General features: G+C 67.3%; 22 protein-coding genes and 1 tRNA gene. 10 read left to right on the top strand and 13 right to left on the bottom strand.

Going from position 1 to position 24,009, the window contains the following annotated elements; all coding sequences use genetic code 11:
* Positions 1–2: 2 nt before the first annotated feature.
* A complete protein-coding gene (locus AC5FRV_RS05465) occupies positions 3–2,435 on the bottom strand; it encodes a heavy metal translocating P-type ATPase (protein WP_493560073.1) in 2,433 nt (810 codons plus the stop codon).
* 140 nt (positions 2,436–2,575) lie between these two features.
* Positions 2,576–2,986 carry an archease gene (locus tag AC5FRV_RS05460; RefSeq protein ID WP_493560072.1) on the bottom strand — a complete coding sequence of 137 codons (411 nt, stop codon included), beginning with the start codon at positions 2,984–2,986 and terminating at the stop codon, positions 2,576–2,578.
* A 498-nt stretch (positions 2,987–3,484) separates the two neighbouring features.
* Between AC5FRV_RS05460 and AC5FRV_RS05455 the strand changes: the two genes are divergently transcribed.
* Positions 3,485–3,577, top strand: a tRNA-OTHER gene (locus AC5FRV_RS05455).
* Positions 3,578–3,784: 207 nt separating this feature from the next.
* Positions 3,785–4,099, top strand: coding sequence for a hypothetical protein (locus tag AC5FRV_RS05450; RefSeq protein ID WP_493560071.1), 315 nt, complete (start codon positions 3,785–3,787; stop codon positions 4,097–4,099).
* 588 nt (positions 4,100–4,687) lie between these two features.
* Here AC5FRV_RS05450 and AC5FRV_RS05445 read toward each other — a convergent pair.
* Positions 4,688–6,442: a MutS-related protein gene (locus AC5FRV_RS05445; RefSeq protein WP_493560070.1), complete on the bottom strand. Its 1,755-nt coding sequence runs from the start codon at positions 6,440–6,442 to the stop codon at positions 4,688–4,690.
* Positions 6,443–6,585: 143 nt separating this feature from the next.
* Between AC5FRV_RS05445 and AC5FRV_RS05440 the strand changes: the two genes are divergently transcribed.
* From AC5FRV_RS05440 to AC5FRV_RS05430, 3 genes are read left to right on the top strand one after another with little or no spacing between them, the layout of a single operon-like run.
* Positions 6,586–7,284: a hypothetical protein gene (locus AC5FRV_RS05440; protein WP_493560069.1), complete on the top strand. Its 699-nt coding sequence runs from the start codon at positions 6,586–6,588 to the stop codon at positions 7,282–7,284.
* A 6-nt stretch (positions 7,285–7,290) separates the two neighbouring features.
* A complete protein-coding gene (locus tag AC5FRV_RS05435; RefSeq protein ID WP_493560068.1) occupies positions 7,291–8,883 on the top strand; it encodes a spermidine synthase in 1,593 nt (530 codons plus the stop codon).
* 1 nt (position 8,884) lies between these two features.
* Complete coding sequence (locus tag AC5FRV_RS05430) at positions 8,885–9,331, top strand: DUF2617 family protein (RefSeq protein WP_493560067.1); 447 nt, start codon at positions 8,885–8,887, stop codon at positions 9,329–9,331.
* On the opposite strand, the gene AC5FRV_RS05425 is transcribed toward AC5FRV_RS05430, so the two are convergent.
* The 5 genes from AC5FRV_RS05425 to AC5FRV_RS05405 form a co-directional block, all read right to left on the bottom strand.
* On the bottom strand, positions 9,332–9,940 hold the full coding sequence (locus tag AC5FRV_RS05425) for a DUF8108 domain-containing protein (RefSeq protein WP_493560066.1): 609 nt from the start codon (positions 9,938–9,940) through the stop codon (positions 9,332–9,334).
* 3 nt (positions 9,941–9,943) lie between these two features.
* Complete coding sequence (locus tag AC5FRV_RS05420; protein ID WP_493560065.1) at positions 9,944–10,213, bottom strand: hypothetical protein; 270 nt, start codon at positions 10,211–10,213, stop codon at positions 9,944–9,946.
* 158 nt (positions 10,214–10,371) lie between these two features.
* Positions 10,372–12,486: a pentapeptide repeat-containing protein gene (locus AC5FRV_RS05415; RefSeq protein ID WP_493560064.1), complete on the bottom strand. Its 2,115-nt coding sequence runs from the start codon at positions 12,484–12,486 to the stop codon at positions 10,372–10,374.
* Positions 12,487–12,556: 70 nt separating this feature from the next.
* On the bottom strand, positions 12,557–13,375 hold the full coding sequence (locus AC5FRV_RS05410) for a hypothetical protein (protein ID WP_493560063.1): 819 nt from the start codon (positions 13,373–13,375) through the stop codon (positions 12,557–12,559).
* A 96-nt stretch (positions 13,376–13,471) separates the two neighbouring features.
* A complete protein-coding gene (locus AC5FRV_RS05405) occupies positions 13,472–16,303 on the bottom strand; it encodes a DEAD/DEAH box helicase (RefSeq protein ID WP_493560062.1) in 2,832 nt (943 codons plus the stop codon).
* 76 nt (positions 16,304–16,379) lie between these two features.
* Between AC5FRV_RS05405 and AC5FRV_RS05400 the strand changes: the two genes are divergently transcribed.
* From AC5FRV_RS05400 to AC5FRV_RS05390, 3 genes are all read left to right on the top strand, one after another.
* Entirely contained in the window at positions 16,380–16,637 is a 258-nt protein-coding gene (locus AC5FRV_RS05400; protein ID WP_493560061.1) for a hypothetical protein, read from the top strand.
* A gap of 65 nt (positions 16,638–16,702) precedes the next feature.
* A complete protein-coding gene (locus AC5FRV_RS05395; RefSeq protein WP_493560060.1) occupies positions 16,703–16,966 on the top strand; it encodes a hypothetical protein in 264 nt (87 codons plus the stop codon).
* Between the two features lie 53 nt (positions 16,967–17,019).
* The gene (locus tag AC5FRV_RS05390) at positions 17,020–17,283 is read left to right on the top strand and encodes a hypothetical protein (protein ID WP_493560059.1); all 264 of its coding nucleotides are present in this window, start codon (positions 17,020–17,022) and stop codon (positions 17,281–17,283) included.
* On the opposite strand, the gene AC5FRV_RS05385 is transcribed toward AC5FRV_RS05390, so the two are convergent.
* Genes AC5FRV_RS05385 through AC5FRV_RS05375 form a run of 3 tightly spaced genes read right to left on the bottom strand, consistent with a single transcriptional unit; the run spans position 17,280 to position 21,027 of the window.
* On the bottom strand, positions 17,280–18,041 hold the full coding sequence (locus tag AC5FRV_RS05385) for a metallophosphoesterase (protein WP_493560058.1): 762 nt from the start codon (positions 18,039–18,041) through the stop codon (positions 17,280–17,282). The two genes, AC5FRV_RS05390 and AC5FRV_RS05385, sit on opposite strands and share 4 nt — an antisense overlap.
* The gene (locus tag AC5FRV_RS05380) at positions 18,041–19,759 is read right to left on the bottom strand and encodes an RPA family protein (RefSeq protein WP_493560057.1); all 1,719 of its coding nucleotides are present in this window, start codon (positions 19,757–19,759) and stop codon (positions 18,041–18,043) included. The genes AC5FRV_RS05385 and AC5FRV_RS05380 overlap by 1 nt, the downstream gene beginning before the upstream one ends.
* Positions 19,756–21,027, bottom strand: a complete 1,272-nt coding sequence (locus tag AC5FRV_RS05375) for a Single-stranded DNA binding protein (protein WP_493560056.1) — start codon at positions 21,025–21,027, stop codon at positions 19,756–19,758. The genes AC5FRV_RS05380 and AC5FRV_RS05375 overlap by 4 nt, the downstream gene beginning before the upstream one ends.
* Before the next feature lie 272 nt (positions 21,028–21,299).
* On the opposite strand from AC5FRV_RS05375, the gene AC5FRV_RS05370 reads away from it, so the two are divergent.
* The gene (locus AC5FRV_RS05370; protein ID WP_493560055.1) at positions 21,300–21,785 is read left to right on the top strand and encodes a hypothetical protein; all 486 of its coding nucleotides are present in this window, start codon (positions 21,300–21,302) and stop codon (positions 21,783–21,785) included.
* 78 nt (positions 21,786–21,863) lie between these two features.
* A complete protein-coding gene (locus tag AC5FRV_RS05365; RefSeq protein ID WP_493560054.1) occupies positions 21,864–22,526 on the top strand; it encodes a 2,5-diamino-6-(ribosylamino)-4(3H)-pyrimidinone 5'-phosphate reductase in 663 nt (220 codons plus the stop codon).
* Between the two features lie 62 nt (positions 22,527–22,588).
* Here the strand turns inward: AC5FRV_RS05365 and AC5FRV_RS05360 are convergent, their stop codons facing one another.
* Positions 22,589–22,876, bottom strand: coding sequence for a DUF7545 family protein (locus AC5FRV_RS05360; protein WP_493560053.1), 288 nt, complete (start codon positions 22,874–22,876; stop codon positions 22,589–22,591).
* A gap of 72 nt (positions 22,877–22,948) precedes the next feature.
* Positions 22,949–23,998 (bottom strand): NAD(P)/FAD-dependent oxidoreductase, encoded by a 1,050-nt coding sequence (locus AC5FRV_RS05355; RefSeq protein WP_493560052.1) that lies wholly within the window; start codon positions 23,996–23,998, stop codon positions 22,949–22,951.
* Positions 23,999–24,009 lie beyond the last annotated feature (11 nt).

The raw sequence follows: 24,009 nt of genomic DNA, 5'->3' as shown, positions 1-24,009 counted from the left end.
GGTCACGCGGCCGCGTCCGTCTCGTCCGCGTCGGGCGTCTCCGGCGTCACGCGCGAGAGCCGCATCGCGTTGCCCGTCACGCCCAGCGTCATCCCGGCGTCGCCGAGCAGCACGGCGATGGCGAGGTTCACCACGCCGAGTGGGACGCCGACGGCCAGCATCGCCTTCAGCCCGAGACTCGCCCAGATGTTTTGCCGGATCACGCCGTTGCCCTGGTGGGCCACGTCGTAGAGGTAGGGAAGCTTCGAGAGGTCGTCGCTCATCAGCGCGACGTCGGCCGTCTCGATAGCGGTGTCGGTCCCCGCGGCACCCATCGCCACGCCCACGGTCGCCGTCGCAAGCGCTGGTGCGTCGTTGATGCCGTCACCCACCATGGCGACGCCCCCCTCGTACTCGGCGTCGAGTTCCTCGATGGCTTCGACTTTCTCCTCGGGGAGCAGTCCCGCCCTGACGTCGTCGACGCCGACGCGGTCGGCGATGGCGCGTGCCGTCCGCTCGTTGTCGCCGGTGAGCATCACCACCTCGACGCCCAGATTCTGGAGACGCTCGACGGTCCAGGCGGCCTCGGGCCGGACGTCGTCGGCGACGGCGACGACCCCTTCCAGGTCGTCCTCCGTTCCGACGAGGACGACGGTCTTCCCTTCGCTCTGGAGTCGCGGGATGGTGTCCTCGGCGAGGTTGAGACAGCCCTGGCGGTCACAGAGGTCGCGGACCTCGTCCGCGACGCCGTCGTCGCTCTCGACGACGTGGACGTGTTCGAGGTCGAAGCCCAGCGAGTCGAACAGGCCGGGCTTGCCGGCGTAGTGGGCCTCTCCGCCGAGGGTCGCCTGGACGCCCTTGCCGGTGAGGCTCTCGAACTCGCTGACCTCGACGGTTTCGACGCCGGCGTCGCTCGCGTGGGCGACGATGGCCTCGCCGATGGGGTGCTCGGAGCGCTGTTCGAGCCCGCGTGCGCACGCGAGGACGTCGTCTTCGGTGCGGTTGCCGATGGGTACGACGTCGGTGACGGCCAGTTCACCGCGCGTGAGCGTGCCGGTCTTGTCCATCGCGACGGCGTCGACCTGCCCCATCGATTCGAGGTACCTTCCGCCCTTGATGAGGACGCCGTTTTTCGCGGCGCTGGTGATACCCGAGACCACAGTCACCGGCGTCGAGATGACGAACGCGCAGGGGCAGGCCAGCACGAGCAAGGTGATGCCGTTGACGAACCAGGGCATCCACCCTGCCGGGAACGTGACTGCGTAACCGGCGACGCCGGCGGTCACCGGCCCCTCCAGCACCAGCGGCGGGACTGTCGCGACCAGAATCGCGAGTGCGACCATCACGGGCGTGTAGTAGCCGGCGAAGCGGTCGACGAACTGCTCGCGCTCTGTCCTGTTGGCCTGGGCGTCCTCGACGAGCTCGACGATGCGCGAGAGGGTGTCCTCGCCCGCCGCGGCGGTGACCTCGACTTCCAGGAAGCCGGCCTGGTTGATCGTGCCGGCGTACACCTCGTCGCCGTCTGCCTTGTCGACGGGGACGCTCTCGCCGGTGATCGGCGCCTCGTTGACGGCACTTTCTCCCTTCAGGACGACGCCGTCGAGGGGAATCTTCTCGCCCGGCTGGACGAGTACGCTGTCGCCGATGCGAACCTCCTCGACCGGGACGGTCACCTCCGAACCGTCGCGACGGACGGTCGCCTCGTCGGGCGAGAGGTCCATCAGTTCGCGCAAGGAGGACCTGGCCTGGTCCATCGAGTACCGCTCCAGCAGTTCTGCGACGCTAAAGAGCACCGCGAGCGTCGCCGCCTCGAAGTAGAAGTTAGCCGAAGCCGAGATGACCGACGCGGCGACGGCGCTCACCATCGCGACGCTCATCAGGAAGTCGATGTCGAGTGCGGTGTTCTTCGCCGAGTAGTAGCCGCCCCGCAGGATCTCCTGTCCCGCCGTGGCGACGGCGCCGAGGAAGAGCACGTCCGCGAGCGAGAACTCGGTCGCGAGGACGGTCGCGACGACGGGGTCGTCGGCGAGTCCGAGGAGTGCGGGCTCGAAGACGATGCCCACGGCGAGGAGCACCGCACCGACCCAGGTCTTGATCGCGCGCGGACTCGTCCAGACGTTCCGGGTTCCGTCCCCATCCTGCGCGTCTTCGTCGGCGCCGTCACCGCTCGTGCCGGTCACCTCGTAGCCGGCCGACTCGACGGCCCGCGTGAGGTCGTCTCCTTCGGCACGCCCGTCGTCGTACGCGACGCTGACGGTGCCGGTGGCTGGGCGGGCGTCGATGCCCTCCACACCCTCGGTCCCTTCGAGGGCGCTCGTCACCTTGCCCGCACAGGACGCACAGTCCATGTCGGGCACGTCCATGTCGAAGACCGCCTCGTCGGACGAACCGGTCGCTTCGACGGTATCGTCCGGTGGGACGGCGTCACCCGTTCCGTCGGCGTTCGCATCTGTCATTGTCGGGACTAGGCAGCCACGGGTTATTAATTCGGCTGTTAGCGAAAGCGGCCCAAACAACAGAAATTGGCATTGTTGCTATGATGAATTATTAACTCGAAGGTAACTCGGCGCGATCGGTCCGGTGCCGAACGGCACCCTCACACGTCGAAGACGACGTAGGCCTGCCAGCCGTCGGCCGTCTCAGAGAGGTCCATCTCGGAGTACGTCACAGCCTTCACCTCGCGCGCCGTGACGGCGGAGAGCGGGACGCCGCGAGCGCTCGCGTCGACGTGCCAGCGGTCACCCTCACGCTCCACCGTGGCCTCGTGGTCGGTCGGCAGGACGCTCTCGACGTCGCGAACGTAGATGAGTTCGTCGAGGAAGTCGAACAGGAGCGCCTCGCGATTCTCCGCGTCGACGGACAGGTCGAACCGCTCCCCGCGATCGGGCACGTTCTCACACATTGCGGCCGTCAGGCCGTCGGCGACGGCGGCGAAGACGTCACCGAGCGTCTCGCCCGTCGCCGCGACGGCGACGTCCGCGGTGTGGTCACGGAGTTCGAAACCCACGTTCTTCCTCCGTTCCCGTCGGTGTGTCCATATCCAGACCTGCGTGGACGAACGCCAAAAGGCTGCGTCATCTCCGTCGCGACCCGCCCTGCTCCGGCCGAAGCGTGTGGTACGTTCACATTCGTGAAAAAGGTTTAATATATTGCCACCTGTCGACCTGTGTAACGAGGTGCTCCACGAAATGATCATGACAGTTCCGTCACCGACGGCCATTCGCCACGCGATCGGCGGAGGGCCCGCGGCACGCCACGGTATTCTCGACACCGTGGCGGGTCGCGCACTCGGTGACGGCTGGAATGGTCTGGTGGACACCAGCTATCGCCGGTTCGCGTCCCTCGCCGCGTAGACAGCTTCGGGACGCGGGCCGCCGGCGATTTCTCACGTCGTCTCCCACTGGTGGCCACGGTGCGGTCCGTCCGTCACCGGGTCGCTCACGTCACGACGCGCCAGCATTCGGCGCGTGCGTGGCGTGACCGGTCCAGGCCCGTTCTCCCGAACAGTCCCACGGTGTAACTGGCTAGCACGCGGGGCGTCCGCCCCGAGGCCCGGGTTCGATTCCCGGTGGGACGGTCGAATCCACGGCACCGAGCCGTGGTGGCACCCCTTCGGGTGTCCGCAGCGCCCGGTCGTCGGGCATCTACCGCGGTCCAGCCGGACCGCGGCGCTGACAGCCGCGGGTCTCCCGCTCGCCAGAGGCATCACTGGCGCTCGCGGGGGACTCGCGGCGGCACACTCCCGCGTGACAGGCACGACGCGGCCTCGCAGGCCGCGCCCGCGTTCGACTCGCGGCGGGAACCTATGTCGCTACAAGCGACAACCCCTGTCGACGCATCGGTCGACGTCTCGCTGCGCGTTCCGCGCGGCGAGGCCGGCAACCTCGAATCGGGCGTCGCCGACGTCCTCGCGAACGTCGACGGCGTCACCGCGGTGACCGTCGAGCGCGTCACGTCGGTCCGGCCGACGTGGACGGACATCCGCGTCGACGCCGACGCCCGACTCACGGCCGAGGTCTCCACCGACGCGGACGACCGGCCGGCCACCGTCGAGGCCCGTCTGGAAGACGGCTTCGGCATCACCGACGTGAACGGCCTCGTCGTCGACGGGGGCGAATGACCGGCGCATCGCTCGCAAACTCCCACCATCCGTTATCGACTCCGCGCCGTCTTCCGGGTTCGACTCCCGGCGTGGAGCATCCACTCTCGACTCAGGGACTGCCTTCCGGGTGCAGAGAGCGCGCAGGCATCGCCTGCGAGCCGACTGGCGGGCAGTAGCGACCGCTGACAGTGCCGGTATCGAGGGAGTAACAATACCCACGTCGCGCCTCTCCCGAACTGGAGCGGACGTGCATCCGACGCGGAATCGTGCCCGCCCGTCGACACCGCGTCCCGTCGACGAGCGGAACGGATGCCGTCCGGTCCGAGTGTCCGAACCCCACCCGCTCCCGCGGCCGGTCCCCCCGGCCGTTCACAAGCAAGTCAACCCGTATCGGCGGATACCCCTCACACCGGACCCGGCGGGCGCGTGACGACCCGCGCCGTTCCCCAGCAATCGTCCAGTCGTGGTATCCGCGGACCGTCGCGCTTGCCACGCGACGGACCGTCTGTCCTCTTTCGGCGCCGCGTGCCACGCGACGCCGAAAACCCCTTTCCTGGGCCAAGCGAACGATAGCAACTGAGAGTTACCTCGCCGCGAGAAAACCGCTCACTCGCCGGTCCAGCGCGCGTCCGAGAGCGTCCGCTGGACGGCCTCCTCGCCGACGGCCTGGGCCAGCGTCTCGAAGCCGGACCGCTCGGTCGGGTCCGCGGCGTTGGCGACCAGCCGCGAGACGATGAACTCCGGCGTCGACTTGCCGACGGTCCGGAAGCGCGGCTGGTAGTCCACCTGTAGTTCCAGGTCCTGGCTCAGCCCCTCGGCGAAGATGCCGTCGGTGCGGGCCGCCTCGGGAAGGGGCTCCAGGTCGTCGGCGAGGTGCGTGACGAACACGCCCAGCGCGTCGCGTTCGACCGTGAGCGTGACGAGGCCGTGGAGCAGATTCGCGGCGCTGCCGGGCTCGGTGATGGCCTCGAACTCGTCGACGAGCATCAGCGTGCGCCCGCCGCTGGTCACCGGCGGGACGACCGATCGGAGCGTCGACTCCAGGACCCCCGCGTTGAAACTCGCGTGGCGGCGGTGGAAGACGACGGTGTCGACGACGCTAACCTCTGCCTGATCGGCCGGCACGGGCAGCCCCATCTGGGCGAGCAACTGGACCTGGCAGAGCGTCTCCAGCAGCGTCGTCTTCCCGCCGGAGTTCGCCCCGGTGAGGACGGCGACGCGGTCGCCCGAGGGCAGGTCCCGGCCCGCGTCGAGCCGGTGGTCGCCGACGGCGTAGCTGATCGGCTGCACCGACAGGCCGCCGTCGACGAGGAAGAGGTTCGTCGCGTTCTGGATGGCGACGACCTGTCGGTCCGCGACGAACGTCGGCCGCGTGAGGTCGAAGTCGACGGCGAAGCGCGCCAGCGAGACGTACAGCGCGACGTCGTCGACCGCCGTCACAGCGGCGTCGACCGATTTGCGCGCGTCGGCGAGGTCGTCCTCCAGCGTCGCGGCGACCGTCTCCTCGCGCTCCTCGACGGCCGAGCGGAGGTTCTGGACGAGCGAGCGAAGCGCGGCGTCGACGAAGTCCTGCGCGTCGGTCGCTTCCGTCGGTGTGGCCTCACGGACGCGGCCGACGTCCACCTCGCTCTCGTCGGTGACGTGGCGGACGAACGCGTCCTGGAACTCGTCGGGTCGGCGCGCGCTCTCCTGAAGTTCCTCGACCACGGTCATCGAGTCCGCCGCCAGGTCTTCGACGCGGCCCAGTTGCTCCCGGAGCCGGTCCAGTTCGTCGTCGGCGCCCTCGCCCACTCGGTCGCTCTCGCCACGCAGTCCGGCGAGCGCGCGGGCTGCGTCCGCCAGCGCCTCGGCGTCAAGTTCGGCCAGTGGCGCGAACACGCCCGACTCGACGCCCGTTTCCTTCAGCGCGATGGCGGTCCGGACGGCGGCGAGTTCGCCGCCACCGCTGTCGTACTTCGTGAAGGCCGCCAGCACGGTTCGCTGGGTCTCGTCGTCGAGCGCGACCCAGGCCTCGCAGGCCGCCTCGACCTCGTCCAGGCGCTCCTCCATCGCTTCCTGCGTCGGGAGCGGCGTGAGGACGCGGATGTCGTCCGCGGCCCGTTCGGTGACGGCGTGTTCCTCGGCCATCTGGAGCAACTCCTTGTACACGTCGCGGGTGTCACGCGTCGCCAGGAGGTCCATCGCCTCCTTCCCCGTCGCTCGCCGGAGGATCCTGGTCGCCCGCCCGCGTGAGAGGCCAGCCTCGGTCAGCGCGCGCGTGTCCGTCGACTCGATGGCGTCGACGGCCCGCTCTATCCCCAGCTCCTCGGTCAGCAGATCGGACGTCTTCGGGCCGATGCCCCAGTACTCCTCCAGTCGCATGTACGCACCCTGACCGTCGGCCGGTTTAGGCGTTTCTCAACCGCTGTCGGGGCGCCGCTGGTCATCGTCAACTTAATTACAGTCCATCGAAATTCGGAGATATGCGCCGCCGGTCGTTCATTCGCGCTAGCGCTGGTGGGATAGTGGCACTCGGGTTCCTCGCGGGCTGTTCGAGCGGTCAACAGCAGTCGCCGCCGCGACAGTCGAAAGTCTTCGGTGAACTGGCCGTCTCCGGTGAGGCCATCGAGATTCCCCTCGTCGCGGACCCGACGGTCGAATCCCGGGCCGACATCTCACCGAACCAGGCACAGATCAGTGCGAGCCAGGCGGACACGAGTCCGTCGGTCGGACTCGACGACGTCGCACCGGTCGGTAACGCCCGTGCCGGCGGCCGCGGCGGCCGCGGCGGGCGGGGAGCCGGTGCGCAAGGCCGAGGGGCCGGCGGCTACAGTTCGGCGCCGAAGGGCCGACACGGCCGCGCCATCTATCACGGCCACCCCGACGATGACGACGACGAGTGGCGCGCGGACCACGTTGACGACCTCGACAGATACCAGGCCACCCACCGGACGGCCGCCATCGCGTTCCTCGGGCCGACGGCGTCGTACTCGGAGGACCCGCCCGGCCCCGGCCCCGTCGAGTGGGACGAGACCTGGGAGAATCCCGACCCGAAGACGTTGACGTACAGTAACCTCCAGAGAGGCTGGTATCGCGCCGGTTCGCACCTGACGGCCGAGAACGCGTCGCACGACTTCGGGTGGGAGGTCGTCGACTTCGAGGTCACCGGGTCCGAGGGGAACTACCGGATAGAGAACCCCTGGAAGGTCTCCCCGCGCCTGTAAGTGGCCGTGTCCGATCTTCGCGTCCCGTCGCTGCGGTCAGATCGGGTACTCCTGCTGGGGCTGACGCTCGTCGTCGCCTTCTGTAGCATCGTCTACGAACTCATCTACTCGGAGATGCTGCGGGTCATCTTCGGCGGGACGGTGCTCCGGTACTCGATCACGATCGGACTGTTCCTGTTCTCGCTGGGTATCGGCGCCTTCCTCTACAACTACGTCGACGACGTGGCGCCGAACTTCTTCCGTATCGAGGTTCTGCTGGCGCTCGCGGGACCGTTCGGGCTCGTCGGGATGATACTCGTCAACAGCGCGCCCGGCGTCGAGTTCCCGTTCAAATCGTCCGTCCTGCTGGTGGCCTCGCACCTCCCGATCGTCGTCGTCGGCGTGCTGTCCGGCCTGGAGATACCGTTCCTCTCCGAACTCGTCGAGACCGAGCGCTCGGCGTTCAGCGAGGTCCTCGGCGTGGATTACTTCGGGAGTCTCGTCGGGACGGTGGTGTACGCGCTCGTCCTCTATCCGACCCTGGGACTCGTCTCGGCTATCTTCACGCTGGGATTACTGAACGCCGTGGCGGCGCTGGCGTTCTCGGTCAAATTTCCGAGCGGGAGTCGGGCGCTGTTCGCGGTGGCGCTCCTCGTGACGGGTCTCTACGGCGGCGTCCTCGTCCAGGCGGACGCGGTCGAACGTGAACTGACGACGACGTACGTCGAGGCCCAGATCGAGAGCGAATATCCGCCGGGCGCCGCCTCGGCCACGGTGACCGACCAGTTCACGACCCGACACCAGGACGCCGTCGTGTACGAACGCCGCCTCGACGACGTTCCCGGCCAGGAGACGTGCCTCCGGCTCGACATGGCGCTCCAGCTGTGCGACCGGTGGGTGGACTCGTACCACGAGGGGCTCGTCGACGTGCCGATGACGATGTATCCCAACGGGTCGGAGACGAAGGTGCTCCTGATCGGTGGCGGCGACTGGATAGCGGTCGACCACCTCCGGAAGTACGGCGTGACGGTGGATCAGGTCGACGTGGACCGGGAGTTCATGAACCGGACGAAGAACCACTCGTTCTTCGAGCAGTACCACGACGACGCCTACGAGTACGACCGCCTCGACACGACCGTCGGCGACGCCGCTTCCTACCTCCGCACGACGGACGAACGGTACGACCTGATACTGGTCGACCTGCCGGGCGCCCGTTCCGACGAGATGCTGCCGCTGTACTCGACGGAGTTCTACTCGCAGTTGCGCCAGCACCTGACCGACGACGGCGTCGTCGTCGCCTGGTCGTACTCGAAGTACGCGTTCCCCGACCACCACAAGGCCTATCTCAGCACCGTCCGTGCGGCCGGCTTCGAGAGCTACCTACCCTACCACTCGTACGACGACCTGGACGGCGACGCAGGCCTCGAGCGAGCCGAGGGGTTCTACGTCCTCGCCCCGGAGCCGACTCGCCCGGTCCAGTTCGAGAGCGCCCCGGTCATCGACAGCCAGCGCGAACGGACGGCCTACGAGTCCCGTGAGTGGCGCCCGATCCCCGAGTACCGCGGCGTCGAACCGAACAGCGTCTTCGACCCGAACTACGACGTCATCGTCGACTTCTGACATGAACTACGACGTACTCTGCTTCGGCCACGACGTCCCGGACCCCGACGCGCTACAGGTCTACGCTCGCGGGACGGTCCCGATTGCGGGCCACGAGTTCCGGTTCCGGATAATCGGCAGTTCACACTACGTCCGTGCGCCGAGTCTCGGCTTCGAGGAGATCGCCTCTTGCGAGGAAGCGACCGTCGCCGACGCCCGGACCGTCGCGCTCGACGAGTTCGGATCGACGGCGTTCGACTACGAATCGGACGCCGTTTCCTGCAGGACGGAGATAGACGTCCGACCGATCGACGCGTTCCCGGACGCCTCGTACGACCTCGAACACGCGTTCGAACCGGGTGCCGTCACGGCCATCGACGTCGGCGACCGGTCGTTCGAGACCTGGCACACCTACACCGAGCACGACTGCGCCGTCTACACGGTGACCGAGTTCGACCGACTCCGCTGATCACCCGTAGATGTCGCGTCGCTCGGCGTCCGACAGTGTCACGTCGGCGTCGGGGACCTGGAGGGTGCAGTACTCGCACTCGTCGGCCGTCGTCGACTCGCCGACGGACACCGAGAGGCCGAGCACCGTGAGCACGCGCTCGCTGTGGCGCTGGACGACGGCGTCTGTCTCCCGGCCGCAGTTCTGGCAGAACTCCTGCTCTGTGGCCTTCGTCTGGTAGGAGACCAGCGAGTAGCCGAACCAGCCCAGCGACGCGTATGCTTCCTCCCGGTCCTGGCGGATCAGTTCAGCGGCGGCGCCGTCCTCGTCGGTTTCGAACGACTGCCGTGCGATGGAGTTCGCCGAGCCGTCGTCCCGCTCGACGACGAGTTCCAGTGCCTCGGCGACCGTGATGGAGTTGCGCTGGCCGTCGATGCGGAGCGTCACCGTTCCACCGGATCCGCCGACGACGACGGAGTTCCGGTCGCCTTCCACGGCGAGCACGAGGCTGTCGGAGGCGTCGGTGACGTCGACGGAACCGCGGGTGCTCGCGACCGCGACGCTCTCGACTGGTTCGTCGATGGTCCGTGACTTCTGGTCGCCGACGACGCGGACGTCGTACTCGTCCATCGCTCAGAGCAGACTACCGTCGTCCTCGACGACGTCCTGTGCGTTCTCGACGGTGACGTCGCCGCTCTCGACGGCGCCGGACTCGACGTTGACGTCTTCGGATTGCTCGACGGTGACGGCGCCGCCCTTCACCACGACGTCCTGGGCGCTCTCGATGACGAGTTTTCCACCGACTGCGTCCGCCTCGACGACCACGTCCTCCGCTCCCTCGACGACGACGTCCTCGGTCGCGTTCTCGACGTACACGTCTCCACCGCTGACACGTTCGGTCATGCTGGTGACGTGTTCCACCGGGTGAATAGGCGTTTCGGGTCTGCGGTCTCATAGTGGTGGTTGTACTTCTTTCCCGGTGGTTCTCCGCCGACGGTCGGTTCAGCCCGGATACACGCTCGATAGCGTGTGCCCGACGAAAATGGTTACAACCACCACTATCAGATCTCCGAGCGCTTGATCAGGCAGTAGAGCACGAGGCCGGACAGGACGACGCTGCCGTACACTTCCAGGCCCGCGAGCATGCGTGCGAGCGCGCCCTGGGGCCCGATACCGCCGTATCCGATGGTGAGGAAGGTGATGTAGCTGAAGTGGAGATTCTCGTAGAAGATGGCCTGTCCCACCGGCGTCGCCAGCGCGGCAACCGACTCGGGTTGACCGGCGCCGGTGAGAAACCGCTGGCCACCGAACGAGTAGAGGAGTGCCGGGATCAGCGGCGCGAGCAGGAAGACGACGGCGATGCGATAGAGACGCATCCCGTAGCCGCAGGTGACACCGAGGAAGGCGTTCTCGGCGGCGCGGCCGAGGTTTTTCAGCCGCGTGCGAAGGTCGGTCGACCCGTCGCGCGCGATGTCGACGTACTTCTTCCTGGCGAACTGCTGGCGTTTCACCCGGAACTCCCCGGCCGCTTTCATCTGGCCGGCGGCCGACGCCGCGGTCTTGGCCTTGAGGTAGGTTCGTTCGATGGTCTCCGGCGTCATCGCCGTCGCGTGCGACGCGTCGGCGAAGTTCTCGTCGAACTCGTGGAGGTTCCAGTCGTTGCGGTCGAGGTAGTCCGTGTGCGCGGAGAAGTCGAACTTGTATCCGTCGAACTCGTTGAACTCCGTGTTACAGAACCGGAAGTAGTCGAGCAACTGGCGGTGGTCGTCGTCGACGTCCGCGTCCAGGGTGACGTCGCCGACGCTCGCCGTCGTGAGGTCGTACCGGACCCAGCCCGAATCGGGCTGGCGGACGCGACCCGATTTGAGGACGGCGTCGGTCAGGTCTACGTACGTCTCGTTCGTCACCGGGAGCACGTAGAAGGTGACGTGGTCGAACGACGCCCCCGAGAAGTCGGCGCGTGTCGCGAACTCGCTCCCGTCGAACGACGCGGACGTGAAGGTGGCGTCGTCGAAGTCGACTTCGTTCTCGAACCGGACGTTTGCGAACGAGGCCGCCTCACCGAGGTGGTTGGAGTCGCCGCTGAACTCCGCACCCCGGAACACCGCGGCCGATTCGAATCGGGCGTCGGCGAAGGTCGAATCGCCGACGAAGCGCGCCTCGTCGAAGTCGGCCTCCCCGCCGAACGTGACGGCCGTGAACGCGCTGTCCCCGGTGAACTGCACGCGTTCGAACATCGCCCGGCCGTCGATCTCGGCCTCCTCGAAGTTGGCGTCCCTGAACTTCGCGTCCCGGAAGTTCACGTCGTCGCGGAACTGGACGGCCGCGAACCGCGCGTCGTCCTCTAGCGACCTGGCGCCGCCCTCGAACTCCGCACCCCGGAACACGGCGACGGCTTCGAAGGTGGCGCCGTCGAACGCGACGTCCCGCAGGAAATCGGCCTCGTCGAAGACAGCCTCGCCGGCGAACTGCGCGCCGTCGAACGCGGCATCTCGTTCGAACGCGGTGGACTGGAATCGGACCTGGCTCTCGAACGCGACGTTCGTGAACGCCGCGCTCTGGAAGGTCGACTGACGAAAGTCAGTCTCGCCGGCGAATGTCGTATCAGTGAAACTCGCGTTGTCGTCGAGCTCGTTCGACGTGCCCGCGAAGGTCGCCCCGCGAACCGACACGGTCGATTCGAACTTCGCGTCGTCGAAGTACGTGTCGTCACCGAACGCCGTCTCGTCGAACCGGACCGGTGCGTCCACGGTCGTCCCCGTGAAGTCGACGTCGCTGTCGAACTGGGCCTCGAAGGTGTCCACGTCGCCAGTTATCTCGGAGTCGCTGACGGTCAGGTTCGTCTCGAACCAGCACTCCTCCAGGTCGAGGCCCGCGATCGTACACTCCTCGAAACGCAGCGGCAGCTTCACGTGGGCGTGGACGGCGCTGATACCGCCTTCGAACGTGCAGTTCCGGAAGACAACCGGATGATTGTTCTCGCTCGACAGGGTTTCGTAATCGAACTCGAGGGCGGGGAACTCACACCCCTCGAGGACTTTCTCGTCGGCGTCGCCGCGCTCGACGACCGCCACGAGCGCCGCCGTCACGTCGTCGTCGGACACTCCCGCTTCCTCGCGTTCCCGCCGCGTCAACTCGAGTATCGACCCGTCGCTCGACACCACCGAATCTGACATAGACTGGTCTGTTCGGGACGAGAACAAAAAATTTCGGACTTCCGGCCCGTACGATTATCTGGGCGTGCGCTCACTCCATCTGTTCAGTCATCGCGACGACGTCGCTGCGGAGCGCCCCCGGATCGATGCCGAGATCCACTCTGACGACCAGGTCGATGCCGTCACCGGCCTCGCTGGTGATCGAGATGGTGTCCTCCTGCTGGTAGTTCGCCGCCGGGAAGGCCCCGCCACCGACGTAGGCGACGCCGTTGCTGGGCTTCCAGACGCTGACGAGACCGGCAACCGGGAGGGTGTCGGCCGGGATGACGAGTTCCCGCGTCCCGACGTCGGGGACGTCGACCGTCCGACTGATCTCCGGTGTCTCGTACTCGCCGCGGTACTCGTACACTTCGCCGCCGACGTCCGGCGTCGCTCCGCTGGGTTCGACTTCCCTGACGTTCCCCAGGTTCTGGTTGTCGAGTTCGCCCTCGAACCGGTCCTTCGCGAACTCGGATATGCGGTCGACGCCGGCCGCCGCGGTCGCCTCGCCGGTGAGGTTGATCTTCGTCGCGAAGAAGGTCGCCAGGCGCCCGTCGAACTGTCCGCGCGTCTTCTTCGACACCGCGTCGCGGAGCGCGGTCTCCTCGTACACCTTCGTCGACGCGTACCCTTTCACGCCCAGGCCGTACTTCTCGCGCTCGAAGGTCGCTCGCCGGGTGTCGGTCACCTCCCAGCCGTCGGGGCGCTCGTCCAGCGACGGCGCGTGATAGCCGTCGCCGAGGTTCTGACTATCGCCGCCCCCAGACGCGTCCGAGTCGCTCGATCCGAACTCGAACGGCGACGAACAGCCCGCGAGCGCGGCCAGTCCGCCGGCGGTCCCCACCAGTAGCCGTCGTCTCTCCCCGTCCATGGCCCCTCCTCTCTCGGCCCCCGGGATAACGTCTCGGGCCGGATCAGCGGTCGATACCGACCGCCTCGCGGTCGGGCCCTGCGAGTCAGGGCCCAGTCAGCCCCAGAAGGACTTCGTCCGCGCGTACTCGCGCTCCTGAGCGAGGATGTCGCGGTAGAACTCGTCCTCGTCCTCGCGGAGCTTGTTGATGATCCGGGCTGCGTTGTGCGGCCCGACCCCGCGGGCGGCCAGTGCGACGACTGCCTTCTTCCCGTGAGTCTGGACGAGGGACGCCGAGCGGTACGCCCGCCGAGTCATCTTCTCCTGCTCTTCGTCTTTGTCACCCGACTTGACGGCCGAGACCACTTCGTCGGCCCAGGGATTCAGTGCGGCGATGCGGGTCGACCCGCAGTCGGGACAGTCCGGCTGGTCGCGCACTCGGCTGACCTTCGTCGTGCGCTGCCAGTCCTGGCAGTGGAGACAGAACAGGATGACGCGGTCGTCCTGAATGCGCTCGCGAACGGTCTGGATGACGCTGGCGTCGGCGTGTTCCGGCGAGAGGAGTTCCCGGCTGGCGGATTTCCCGCCCAGTCCGATGGGCGTCCGGTCGCCGACGGTCTCCAGCCCGATAGTGCCGTCCTGGATATCCCGGAGCACGTCCTTCGTCGCCTCGACGGCCAGGTCCTCGTGGAACACCTCGCGGACGGCCTCGTCGTAGATGGGCGTGTCTTCGAGCGCCGAGGCCAGCCTGTCGCGACCGAAGCTCGTCGACCCCTTGCCGCGCCAGCGCTTGAGCGTCCCGAACTTGGCGGCGACCTGCGCCAGCTTGAACTTCAGCGCGTCGGAGTTCTTGAGGCTGAGTTCGATGATCGCCTCGACGTGGTCGGGGTCCGTAGTTTCGAGAATCTCGACGGCGTCGGCACCGCTGAGGCCCTTCGGGAGTTCGAGTTCGATGCGGTACGGGTCGACCTCCATCGCGACGGTCGACCCGGCGCGTTGACCGAGCAGCGCCGATAGCATCCGGCCGAGCGTCTCGTTGATCTTGTGGCCGAAGCATGCGTTGACCACCGCTTCCCGGCCGCGCATCTCGACGACGACGTCCTCGTCCGTGGGGAGCGCGTCTTCGTGTTTTTCGAGCTGTTCGAGCCCCGCGGTGATCGTCGGCGCTTCGGCGTCGTAGCGGCCCTCCAGGTCCTTCGCGACGCGTTCCGTTGAGGCCCCGCCCTGTAACTGGCTGCCCGCGACCCGACGAAGTTCGCCGACTTCACGGGCCACGTCCGGCGGCACGGGAATCTCCTGGCCGACCCAGGAGGGAACCTCGCCGGCGGGGTCCTCGATGGGCGAGACCGTCACCGTCTCCTCCTCTTCGTTGATTTCGGTGATGCGCCACATCTCGCCGCGCTGGATGAACACCTCGCCCGGCGTGGCGAAGTTGACGACGAACTTCTCGTCGAGGGTGCCGATCTGGTTGCCCGAGGCCACGTCCTCGACGTCGTAGGTGGCCTCGTCGGGGATCATCGAGAGGTTCTGGTAGAAGTACTGCCAGGTACCCTGTCGCTTCTCCAGGGTGTCCTCCTCCTCGTCGATCCAGATAACGCGATTCGATCCCATCTCCCGCACCACCTGTTCGAACTGGTCGACGGAGAGGTCGCGGAAGGGGTAGGCCCGCGTGATTATCTCGTAGGCCTCCATCGCGGGAATCTCGCCGTTGTCCATGATCAGCCCCGCGACCTGGTTTGCGACCGTGTCGAGGCTCCCGTCGTGGATGCCCGCGGGTTCGACGTCGCCGTCCATCGCCTGCCGGGTGATGGCGAGGCCCTCCAGCGTGTCGTCGGCGTGGGTCGTCACGACGGTGCCCGACGACACCAGGTCGCGCCGGTGACCCGCCCGTCCCACTCGCTGGAGCAGGCGCGACACCTGTCGGGGGCTCCCGTACTGGATCACGTGGTCGACGTGCCCGACGTCGATGCCCAGTTCCATCGAGGAGGTACAGAGCAGCCCGTCGAGTTCGCCGTCCTTGAACGCGTCCTCGACGTCGATTCGGGCTTCTTTCGAGAGCGAGCCGTGGTGGACGCCGATGTTCGTCCCGAGTTCCTTGAATCGCGAGCCGAGTGCTTCGGCTGTCTGTCGGGTGTTGACGAACAGCAGGACGGACTCGTTGGCCTCGATGAGGTCCGCGATGTAGCGGACGTGGCTCGCCACCTCGGCGTCGGTCACGAGTTCGCTCGCCAGTCGCTGGTCCGCCTCGGTGACGCTGGGCTGGACGACGTCGACGTCCAGTCGACTCCCCACGTCGACCTCGATTATCTCGCAGACATCGCCGCCGGTGAGGAACTTACCGACTTCCTTCGGGTCGCCGACCGTCGCCGAGAGCCCGATGCGCTGGAACGGCCCGCTGAGTTCCTGCACCCGCTCCATCGCGACGGTCAACTGCGCGCCGCGCTTGGAGGCCGCCAGTTCGTGTACCTCGTCGATTATCACGTGTTCGACGTCTTCCAGGGCCACCCGGAGCTTCGACCCGGTCAGCATCGCCTGGATGGTCTCCGGCGTCGTCACGAGCACGTCCGGCGGATTGTTGGCCTGTTTCTGGCGCTGGTAGTCCGTCGTGTCACCGTGGCGCACGTCGATTCGCAGGTCGAGCGTCTCGCCCCACCAGTCCAGCCGCTGGCGCATGTCGCGGTTGAGCGCCCGCAGCGGCGTGACGTACAGCGCACCGATGCCGAACCGCTCCTCCCGGGCCAGTTGATCGAACACTGGCAACATCGCCGTCTCCGTCTTCCCAGTCCCCGTGGGGGCGATGACGAGGCCGTCCTTGCCCGACGCCAGCGGCGGAATTGCGAGCCGCTGTGGCTCGGTCGGCGTCGAGAAGCCCCGCTCGGACAGCGCCGAGCGGACGTCCTCGCCGAGCGCGGTGAAGGCTGCCTCCCCCGCCGTCACCCCGTCAGTCATCAGCAGGAGTATGGGCTTGATCGGATTAAGCGGCGTGGTTCACCACCTTTTTGTCAACTGTCCTGCCACTCCCGCTATGGACGTTCGCCGAGTAAACGCGGGTCTCCTCGCGGCGGCCGGGGCGCTCTGGCTTCTCACTCTGGTCGACGACGTCGGTCCGGACACGGGCCTCGTGACCTGGGTCCTCGTTCTCACCGGCGTCGGGATGCTCTTGCCGGGCCTCGTCGCGATGGTTCGACCGACGACTATCTCCGACGACCGGGCGTCCCCGGTACTCTCCGGCCTCCTCGCGCTGTTCTGTCTGACGCTGATCGTGGTCGTGCTCCTCGCGTGACCGCCGACGCGACGTCGTCAGACCCCATTCACAGCCCTTTTCGTCCTCACACGTCTCCCGTTCGCATGGACAAGACGCAGCTCTATCACGCGCTCTCTGCGACCTTCGGCGCCCTGGCCCTGGTCCTCGGCGTGAACGAACTCGCGTCGTCGCTCACGCTGACGGCCGGCCTGTTCGTCGTCGTCGGTCTGGGTATGCTGGTCACGGGCGCTGCCGCGCTGCTCCGGCCCGATCTGGTCTCCACTGACGAACCGGCGACCTGGAAGATCGTCTTGCTCGGTATCGGCGTCGTGCTGTTCGGGATCGGTGTCGCCGTATCGCTGACGTGACGGAATCACACTATCCAGAAACTGTTATACGGTCGTCACGAAATCGTTCGGTCGTGAACCGCGCACGGCTGGTCTCACTGGTCTGGGTTCTCTACGGAGCGACGCAACTGTACTGGGCGTGGGTGAAGTCGGTCGACTACACCGACGGGCAGGGCGCTTTATACCTAGCCTGTTGCGCGCTCGCGATGGCTGGCGGACTCGTCGGCGTCGTCGACCCTGACCGGTTCATGCCGGACGACGTCCCCGACTGGCTGCTGGTCTCACAGTTACTCGCGCTCGCCGGCACTGTGGTTTTTGGATACCTCATGTGGGGCTAGACCAGGTCGTACGGTCCCAGTCGCGTCCCGTCGAGCATGTACGCCTCGCCGCCGGTCAGGCCCTCGGGGAGGAACGGCGAGAGGAACTCCTGGCCTTCGACGTTGACCCACGTCCCGCTGGAGAGGTCGTTGAACGCGGGGAAGACGACGAGATCGCCGTCGATGGCCGGCGCCTCGTCCAGATCCCAGTCGTAGTGAGCTTCGAAGGTTATCGGATCGAGTTCGCCGCGGAGCCAGACGCGCTCGACGCGGCGACCACCCACCTCGTCTTCCAGGCGAACGACGGGATGCTCGTGGCCGACGCAGACCACGTCGGCCGAAAGGACGTCCTCGCTCGGCCAGGTGTGGCCGTGGACGACGCCCACGTCGCCGATGCGGGCGCCGTCGGTCGGCGTTATCGTCACGTCGGCGTCCACCTCTGGAACGAGTTCCTCGACGTCGCCGTCGTGGTTCCCCTTGGCGACGGTGACGGGGACGTCCAGCGCCGCGAAGAGGTCGGTCAGTTCCTCGCGCTCGACGCCCTTCGACTGACCGATCTTGTGCCCCAGGTCCCCCAGAACGACGAGTCGATCAGGGCCAGTCTCGCCGACGAGGCCGAGCAAGCGGTCGCGTCGGCTTTCGGCCTGACTCGCGAGTTCGACGCCGTCGCGCCGGAGTTCCCACTCGATACCGGCGTGGAAATCCGCCACCAGAAGTAATCGCTCGTCGCCCCCGTCCGCGACGGCTGCGGGCACGTCGGGGACCGGTTCGACGCCCATCAGATCGGCTTGAGGGTGGCGTCGTCGGGTTCGTAACACCGTCCGCCCATCAGCGCGTCCTGGATTGCGTCCTCGACGTCGCCGGGGTCGGCGCCGGTGCGGTCGACGACCGCCGCGAGCACGTCGTCGCGCTGGGCGCCGTCGCCGTCGTCGAGGTCCGCCATCGCGTCCATGACTGCATCTTCGAGGTCGACTTCGTCCAGGTCGACGTCCTCCGCGGACTCGTCGCCTTCGGCGGCTTCCGCTTCGGTCGCCTCCTCGTCTTCGATTGCGTCGTCGTCCGCCGGTTCCGTCTCCTCGACGTCGTCGATCTCCGTCGTCGGCTCGGCACCGGTCGCCTCCGCGGTCCCCGAGGCCTGCTCGTCGGCGTCGTCGTCGGCTTCGGCAGCGTCGGCCTCGACCTCGTCGGGGTCGGGGGTCTCGATCCCTGCCTCGCCTGGCTCTGAGACCTCGGTCCCGCTCTGGAACTCGGTGCCGAACTCCTCTTCGAGTTCCTCGCGTTCGTCCTCGTCGAGGTCGAACTCCGGTTCGAAGTCTTCCAGGTCGTCGTCGCCCGAGGAGGCGGTGTCGGGGTCCGCCGTCGCGTCAGGCGAGTCCGTGGTCGCCCCTGCCGACGCCTCGTCCGCTCCAGCTGCCGCGTCTGAGGGGTCATTCGTGACCATGTCTCCGCCTGTCGACGTGCCCCCGGTTTCGGGCGCGGTGTCGGCCGGCTCGTCGGCCGGGTCCTCGTTCGCGGATCCCGTATCAGGTTCGTCCGACGACTGGCTGGTGGTTTCGTCCGGTGCTTCGGTGACCGTCTCGTCTGCCGATTCGCTCGCCGTTGTGTCGACCGACTCGTTCTCGGCCTGGCTACTCGACTCCGCCGTCCCGATGGCTGACCCGTTGCCGGCACCGGCCTCGGCGACGTTCCCGTCGGATTCCGAGGTGGTCGGTTCCGCGTCGACGGCCTCGGCTCCCGCGTCGCCGACGCCCAGGGCGCCGACGTCGATGGGCCGTTCGACCAGGTCGGCGATGGCGTCGTCACCGCCCTGGCCCGGCATCACGTCCAGCGATTCGGCCTCGTCGACCTCGTCGGCGACGACGCGGGCCGAGTCCAGCGCCGTCTGGCGGACAGCGGCCAGGTAATCACCGGTGGTCCCGTAGTGGTTGAGCGCGAGTGGGATGCCCGCTGCGAGGCCCTCCTCGACGCCGTGGGCTTCGAGGGCGCTTCGCAGTTCGTCGCCGGCGAGGCCGGACTGTTTGGCCTCGGCCATTCGCGCGACGCGGTTCGACGTCTGCTTGGCGGTCTGGACGACCCAGCGGTCGCGCGTCTCCCCTTCGACTTCGCTGATCGACTCCGGCCGGACGGAGGTGAACACCTGGTCTGAGTCGTCTGGCTGGTAGGTCCGGGCCTTGCCCGTGACGGCGACGAACGTCGGGGGTTCGGCGCGTTCGAGGAACGCCAGCGCGTCCGGCTGGTACTGCCCCGCGTAGATGACGAAGGGGCCGGTCGGATCGACGACGCGGGCGCGCAGGTAGTCCTCGCTGACGGTCTCGATCTCGGTCAGCACGCCCACGACGAAGAGGCGATTGACGCGCGCGCCGGTCGGCGTCACGACGTAGTTCGGGGCGCGCTCCTCGTCGCTCTGGGAGTACGAGAAATCGGCGTCGTCGAACTCCGCGGCGAACAGGCGCCAGGCGACTTCGCGTCGTCCTGCACCGCCTTGCGATTCGCTCATGCGCCCACCTCCGCGAGGAAGGCCTTCGCACGCTCTGCCGGGTCGTCGTCGGTGACAGCGAACTCCGTCGCGTCGAGGTTCGCGCCGTAGTCGTCGACGGACAGCGACCCGCGGACCGTGTACTCCAGGCCGACGATACGGTCGGCGATGCGCTCGGCGACGACCTCCTTGTTCATCGCGTCGCGGGCGTGCTCGGTCGCGTCCTCGAGGTCGCCACCGTACACTTCGGCGGTGAGTTCGTCGTCGAGGACGACGGTCACGGTCCCGGTGCCGTCGTCGAGGATGGCCTTGGTCCGCAGGTCGTCGACGCCGTCGACGGCGCCGTGGCTACGACACTGGCCGTTCTGGACGACGCGGCCGCAGTCGGGGCAGCGCTCGATGAGCCCGGAGCCGTCACGCACGTCGATGATATTGCCCGTCAGTTCGACGTCGAACAGGCCGCCCGATTCGACGGCCTCGCGGACGCGCATCGACTGGGCGCTCTCGCTGGCCTCGACGGTGCGGTCGAGCAGTCGGACGGTCGAGAACTCCGAGACGTTGACCGAGGGCGCGCCGCGGAACTCGCGGACGAAGACGTCCTCGATGCGGATCGACGCGCCTTCCTCGATTTCGGGATGGGGATCCCAATCGGTGAAGGGCAGGCGGCCGCTCTCGTCGCCGAAGACGCCGCTGAGGATGTCCGTCTCGCCGTTGCGGCCGTCGATGGTCTTCTCCTCCATCTCGAGGACGGTGACCTCGACGTTGATGCCGCGGTCGCCGGGGACGAGGTCGGTGAGTTCACTGTCGCCGCCGATCTCGTAAGGAACGTCGAGGGCCTCGTCCTGAATCGACAGCGACGTCGACTCGCCGAGGTTGAGTTCGGGGCGGCCGTCCCACTCCCGGACGCCGGCGTTGCCGGCCTCGATGGTGTCGCCCGGCGAGAGGCCGAAGTCTTCCCAGGCCGTGTAGGATATCTTCCCGGACTCGTCGGCCAGTTCACCTTCGAATATCACGTGTTCGTCGCCCTGGTACTGGATGGAGCGCTGGCCGACGGTGAGCACTCGCGCCGTGACGGTCACGTTGCCGTCGTCGGGCGAGACGTCGGCGATGTCCTTGCTCGTCGGGCCGCCGCCACCACCCCCGCCGTCGCCGTACTTGCGGCGGAGGCTCTGCTTCGCTTCGTCCATCGGCACCGAGTAATTCACCAGGTTCTCCAGGTCGCGTGTGACCTCCGCTTTGTCAACGCCGAGGTCGGAGGCGAGCTCCTCGGCATGGTCTTCGAGCGTCATCGCTTGGTGGTTCGGAGTGGGTGCTGAAAAGGGTTCTGTGGCGGATTGGACGGTCGTGAAATCCGCCTGGGGTATAAGAATAACGGCCGATCACGGGCGTATATTTTTATTAGTGATAGCCACACTACTCTGGACATCGTGAATGTACGTCGGCCCGGCACCGAGGACGGACTGCCGAACGGACGAGCAGGCGCTGGATCCGGCCAGGCTGGGCACGGCGACGGCGACCACGGTCGATCGCCCGGAACGGCCGGACAGGAGGGGTGATACACGTGGTTGGAACGTTCGGACAGAAGCCGACGAATTCGCACGTCGTCTGGACCAACAGAGCCGGCGAGGGGAAAGGGAAGAAACGGTTCGACTTCGAGTACCTGGAGCTGTGGGCGGCCCACTTCGGTATCGATTACGAGACTCGGACCAGGGTCGACCACGACCGCGGGGACGAACCGCGCGAGCAGCATCTAGTCGTCTTCGAGTGGTCGACGGCGAAACGCGAAACCGTCGAGATGGGCGATACGACGTGGGAACTCGGCGGCAACGAGACGCCCAGAACGTTCGTCGAGATAGACGAGACGGGGATGGCCAGACTGAAGAGCTGGAAGCACGAGGCCGTCCTCGACGTCCGGGAACTGTGGATAGACGGGCCCGAGTTGCGAATCAGGACGGCAAATCACGGGAACAAGACGCTCGACACGCGCAAGTTACTCGCGAAGAACCAGCCGTCGGACGGCGCGAACGACGCGCAGTCGGGCGCGTAGTCGCCGGGACCGTCGAAACGTAGCGCGGGGGCGGCCGGGACCGTAAGGGGTTTTCACGCCAGTACCGTGCGAACTGACATGCACGTCGTCGTCAACGCCGCGATGAGCGCGGACGGGAAGCTCTCCACGCGCGAACGCGAGCAGGTGGCCATCTCCGGCCCGGACGACTTCGACCGGGTCGATAGACTGCGCGCGGAGAGCGACGCGGTCATGGTCGGCGTCGGCACTGTCATCGCCGACGACCCGTCGTTGACGGTCGACGACGCAGACAGGCGCGCCGAACGCGAGGAGCGCGGCGCGCCCGCCAATCCCGCCCGCGTCGTCGCCGACTCCCGCGTCCGGACGCCGCCGGACGCCACCGTCCTCGACGACCGGGCGCACACCTACCTCCTCGTCAGTCAGGCCGCGCCGCCGGACTTCGTCGAGCAGATGGAGGACGCGGGCGCGACGGTCATCGCAACGGGCGAGGACCAGGTCGAACTCGTGACGGCGCTGGCCAAACTCGAGGGCGACGGCATCGACCAGTTGATGGTCGAGGGCGGCGGCGAACTCATCTTCTCGCTGTTCGAGGCCGGCCTCGTCGACGAACTGTCCGTGTACGTGGGCTCCTCCGTCATCGGTGGCCGCGACGCGCCGACGCTGGCCGACGGCGACGGGTTTCTCGACTCCTTTCCGGAACTGGAACTCGCCGACGTCGAGCGGATTGACGACGGCGTCCTGCTGACCTGGACCGTCGCCTGAACGGCGAGCGGGACGCTGTCCGTTGCGAGACGGCGAGAGAAGGAGATTTCGGACTCGGCGATTCAGTGATTGTGACCGGTGAGTTCACCGAACGTCGCGCCGAAGCGGTCCTCGAACAGATCCATCGTCAGGTCGTTCAGGTCGGCGATCTGCTGGTCCGGTTCGCCCTCGGCGTGGTGGGCAGCGCCGTGGATGCGCTGGGCGAAGCCCATCATCGCGATGTCGCCGACGACCTCGGGGGCCGTCTCGTCTTCGGACTCCCGGAGCATGTCGACCAGTTCGCGGGGCAGTTCGAGTTCGTCGGTGTCTTCCTCGGATTCGAGCGTCAGCGTGACAGTATCACTTGCCATGCTATCGATTCGGGGCTCCCGGTAAAAGGGCCTGTGGGTATCGGGAGCGGCCACCCGGTGCCGCGTCCGCGATCAGTCGTCCGCTTCGGCGGCGGACTCGGCGGCGGCCGTCCCGGTCTGGTCCAGACTCTCCAGGTACTGGTCGGCGTCGATGGCGGCCTTGCATCCCATTCCGCCGGCGGTGATGGCCTGCTGGTAATGGTAGTCGACGACGTCGCCCGCGCCGAAGAGGCCCTCGACGTCGGTTGCGGTCTGGTCCCCGCCGTCGCCGCCCTTCGTCCGGATGTACCCTTCGTCGTCGAGTTCCACGCCGGTCCCTTCGAGGTACGACGTGTTCGGGGTGTGTCCGATGGCGAGGAAGACAGCGCCGACGTCGAACTCGAACGTCTCCGTCTCCTCGTGGTCGAGTTTGTCGGTTGGGTGCCCCTCGGGGTGCTCGGCGAGGACCACCTGGTCGACGCCCGCTTCGGCCGACCCCTCGACTTCCAGCAGTTCGGTGTTGCGCAGGACTTCGATATCGTCCTCTTCGACGTGTTCCTCGACGCGCTCGACCCAGTAATCCTCCGCGCGGAACTCGTCGCGGCGGTGGACGACGTAGACGGTGTCGGCGAACTTGGTGAGGAAGCTGGCCTCCTCCATCGCGGCGTCGCCGCCGCCGACGACCAGCATGTCCTCGTCGCGGAAGAACGCGCCGTCGCAGGTGGCACACGTCGAGATGCCGTAGCCCATCAGTTCGTCCTCGCCGGGGACGCCGAGTGTCCGCGCGCTGGCACCCGAGGCGGCGACGAAGGCGTCGCAGGTGTAGACGGTGCCGTCGTTCACCTCGACGCGGAAGGGTCGGTCGCTATCGTCCACGTTCTCGACGATGCCGTGTTCCAGGTCGGCTCCGAACTGGCTCGCCTGCTCTTTCATGTTGTTCACCAGGTCGGGACCACTGATTCCCTCCGGGAATCCTGGGTAGTTCGCCACGTCGGTTGTGAGGGTGAGCTGCCCGCCTGGTTCGTCCCCTTCCAGTACCAGCGGATCGAGGTTGGCCCGTCCGCCGTAGATGGCGGCCGTCAGCCCCGCGATGCCCGTCCCCGCGACGATGAGCTCTCGGTGTTCCGCGACGTCCTCGGTCATGGGATGATGTA

Source organism: Halomicrobium sp. HArcel3 (assembly GCF_058933135.1).
This window is presented reverse-complemented; position numbering and strand designations above follow the sequence as displayed.

What these genes read in the sequence shown, in the direction of transcription:
- AC5FRV_RS05365 (WP_493560054.1), top strand. Translation starts at nt 21,864, where the DNA reads ATGCACGTCGTCGTCAACGCCGCGATGAGCGCGGACGGGAAGCTCTCC.
- AC5FRV_RS05420 (WP_493560065.1), bottom strand. Translation starts at nt 10,213, where the DNA reads ATGACCGAACGTGTCAGCGGTGGAGACGTGTACGTCGAGAACGCGACC.
- AC5FRV_RS05465 (WP_493560073.1), bottom strand. Translation starts at nt 2,435, where the DNA reads ATGACAGATGCGAACGCCGACGGAACGGGTGACGCCGTCCCACCGGAC.
- AC5FRV_RS05355 (WP_493560052.1), bottom strand. Translation starts at nt 23,998, where the DNA reads ATGACCGAGGACGTCGCGGAACACCGAGAGCTCATCGTCGCGGGGACG.
- AC5FRV_RS05405 (WP_493560062.1), bottom strand. Translation starts at nt 16,303, where the DNA reads ATGACTGACGGGGTGACGGCGGGGGAGGCAGCCTTCACCGCGCTCGGC.
- AC5FRV_RS05395 (WP_493560060.1), top strand. Translation starts at nt 16,703, where the DNA reads ATGGACAAGACGCAGCTCTATCACGCGCTCTCTGCGACCTTCGGCGCC.
- AC5FRV_RS05375 (WP_493560056.1), bottom strand. Translation starts at nt 21,027, where the DNA reads ATGACGCTCGAAGACCATGCCGAGGAGCTCGCCTCCGACCTCGGCGTT.
- AC5FRV_RS05450 (WP_493560071.1), top strand. Translation starts at nt 3,785, where the DNA reads ATGTCGCTACAAGCGACAACCCCTGTCGACGCATCGGTCGACGTCTCG.
- AC5FRV_RS05445 (WP_493560070.1), bottom strand. Translation starts at nt 6,442, where the DNA reads ATGCGACTGGAGGAGTACTGGGGCATCGGCCCGAAGACGTCCGATCTG.
- AC5FRV_RS05415 (WP_493560064.1), bottom strand. Translation starts at nt 12,486, where the DNA reads ATGTCAGATTCGGTGGTGTCGAGCGACGGGTCGATACTCGAGTTGACG.
- AC5FRV_RS05385 (WP_493560058.1), bottom strand. Translation starts at nt 18,041, where the DNA reads ATGGGCGTCGAACCGGTCCCCGACGTGCCCGCAGCCGTCGCGGACGGG.
- AC5FRV_RS05400 (WP_493560061.1), top strand. Translation starts at nt 16,380, where the DNA reads ATGGACGTTCGCCGAGTAAACGCGGGTCTCCTCGCGGCGGCCGGGGCG.
- AC5FRV_RS05425 (WP_493560066.1), bottom strand. Translation starts at nt 9,940, where the DNA reads ATGGACGAGTACGACGTCCGCGTCGTCGGCGACCAGAAGTCACGGACC.
- AC5FRV_RS05410 (WP_493560063.1), bottom strand. Translation starts at nt 13,375, where the DNA reads ATGGACGGGGAGAGACGACGGCTACTGGTGGGGACCGCCGGCGGACTG.
- AC5FRV_RS05430 (WP_493560067.1), top strand. Translation starts at nt 8,885, where the DNA reads ATGAACTACGACGTACTCTGCTTCGGCCACGACGTCCCGGACCCCGAC.
- AC5FRV_RS05380 (WP_493560057.1), bottom strand. Translation starts at nt 19,759, where the DNA reads ATGAGCGAATCGCAAGGCGGTGCAGGACGACGCGAAGTCGCCTGGCGC.
- AC5FRV_RS05360 (WP_493560053.1), bottom strand. Translation starts at nt 22,876, where the DNA reads ATGGCAAGTGATACTGTCACGCTGACGCTCGAATCCGAGGAAGACACC.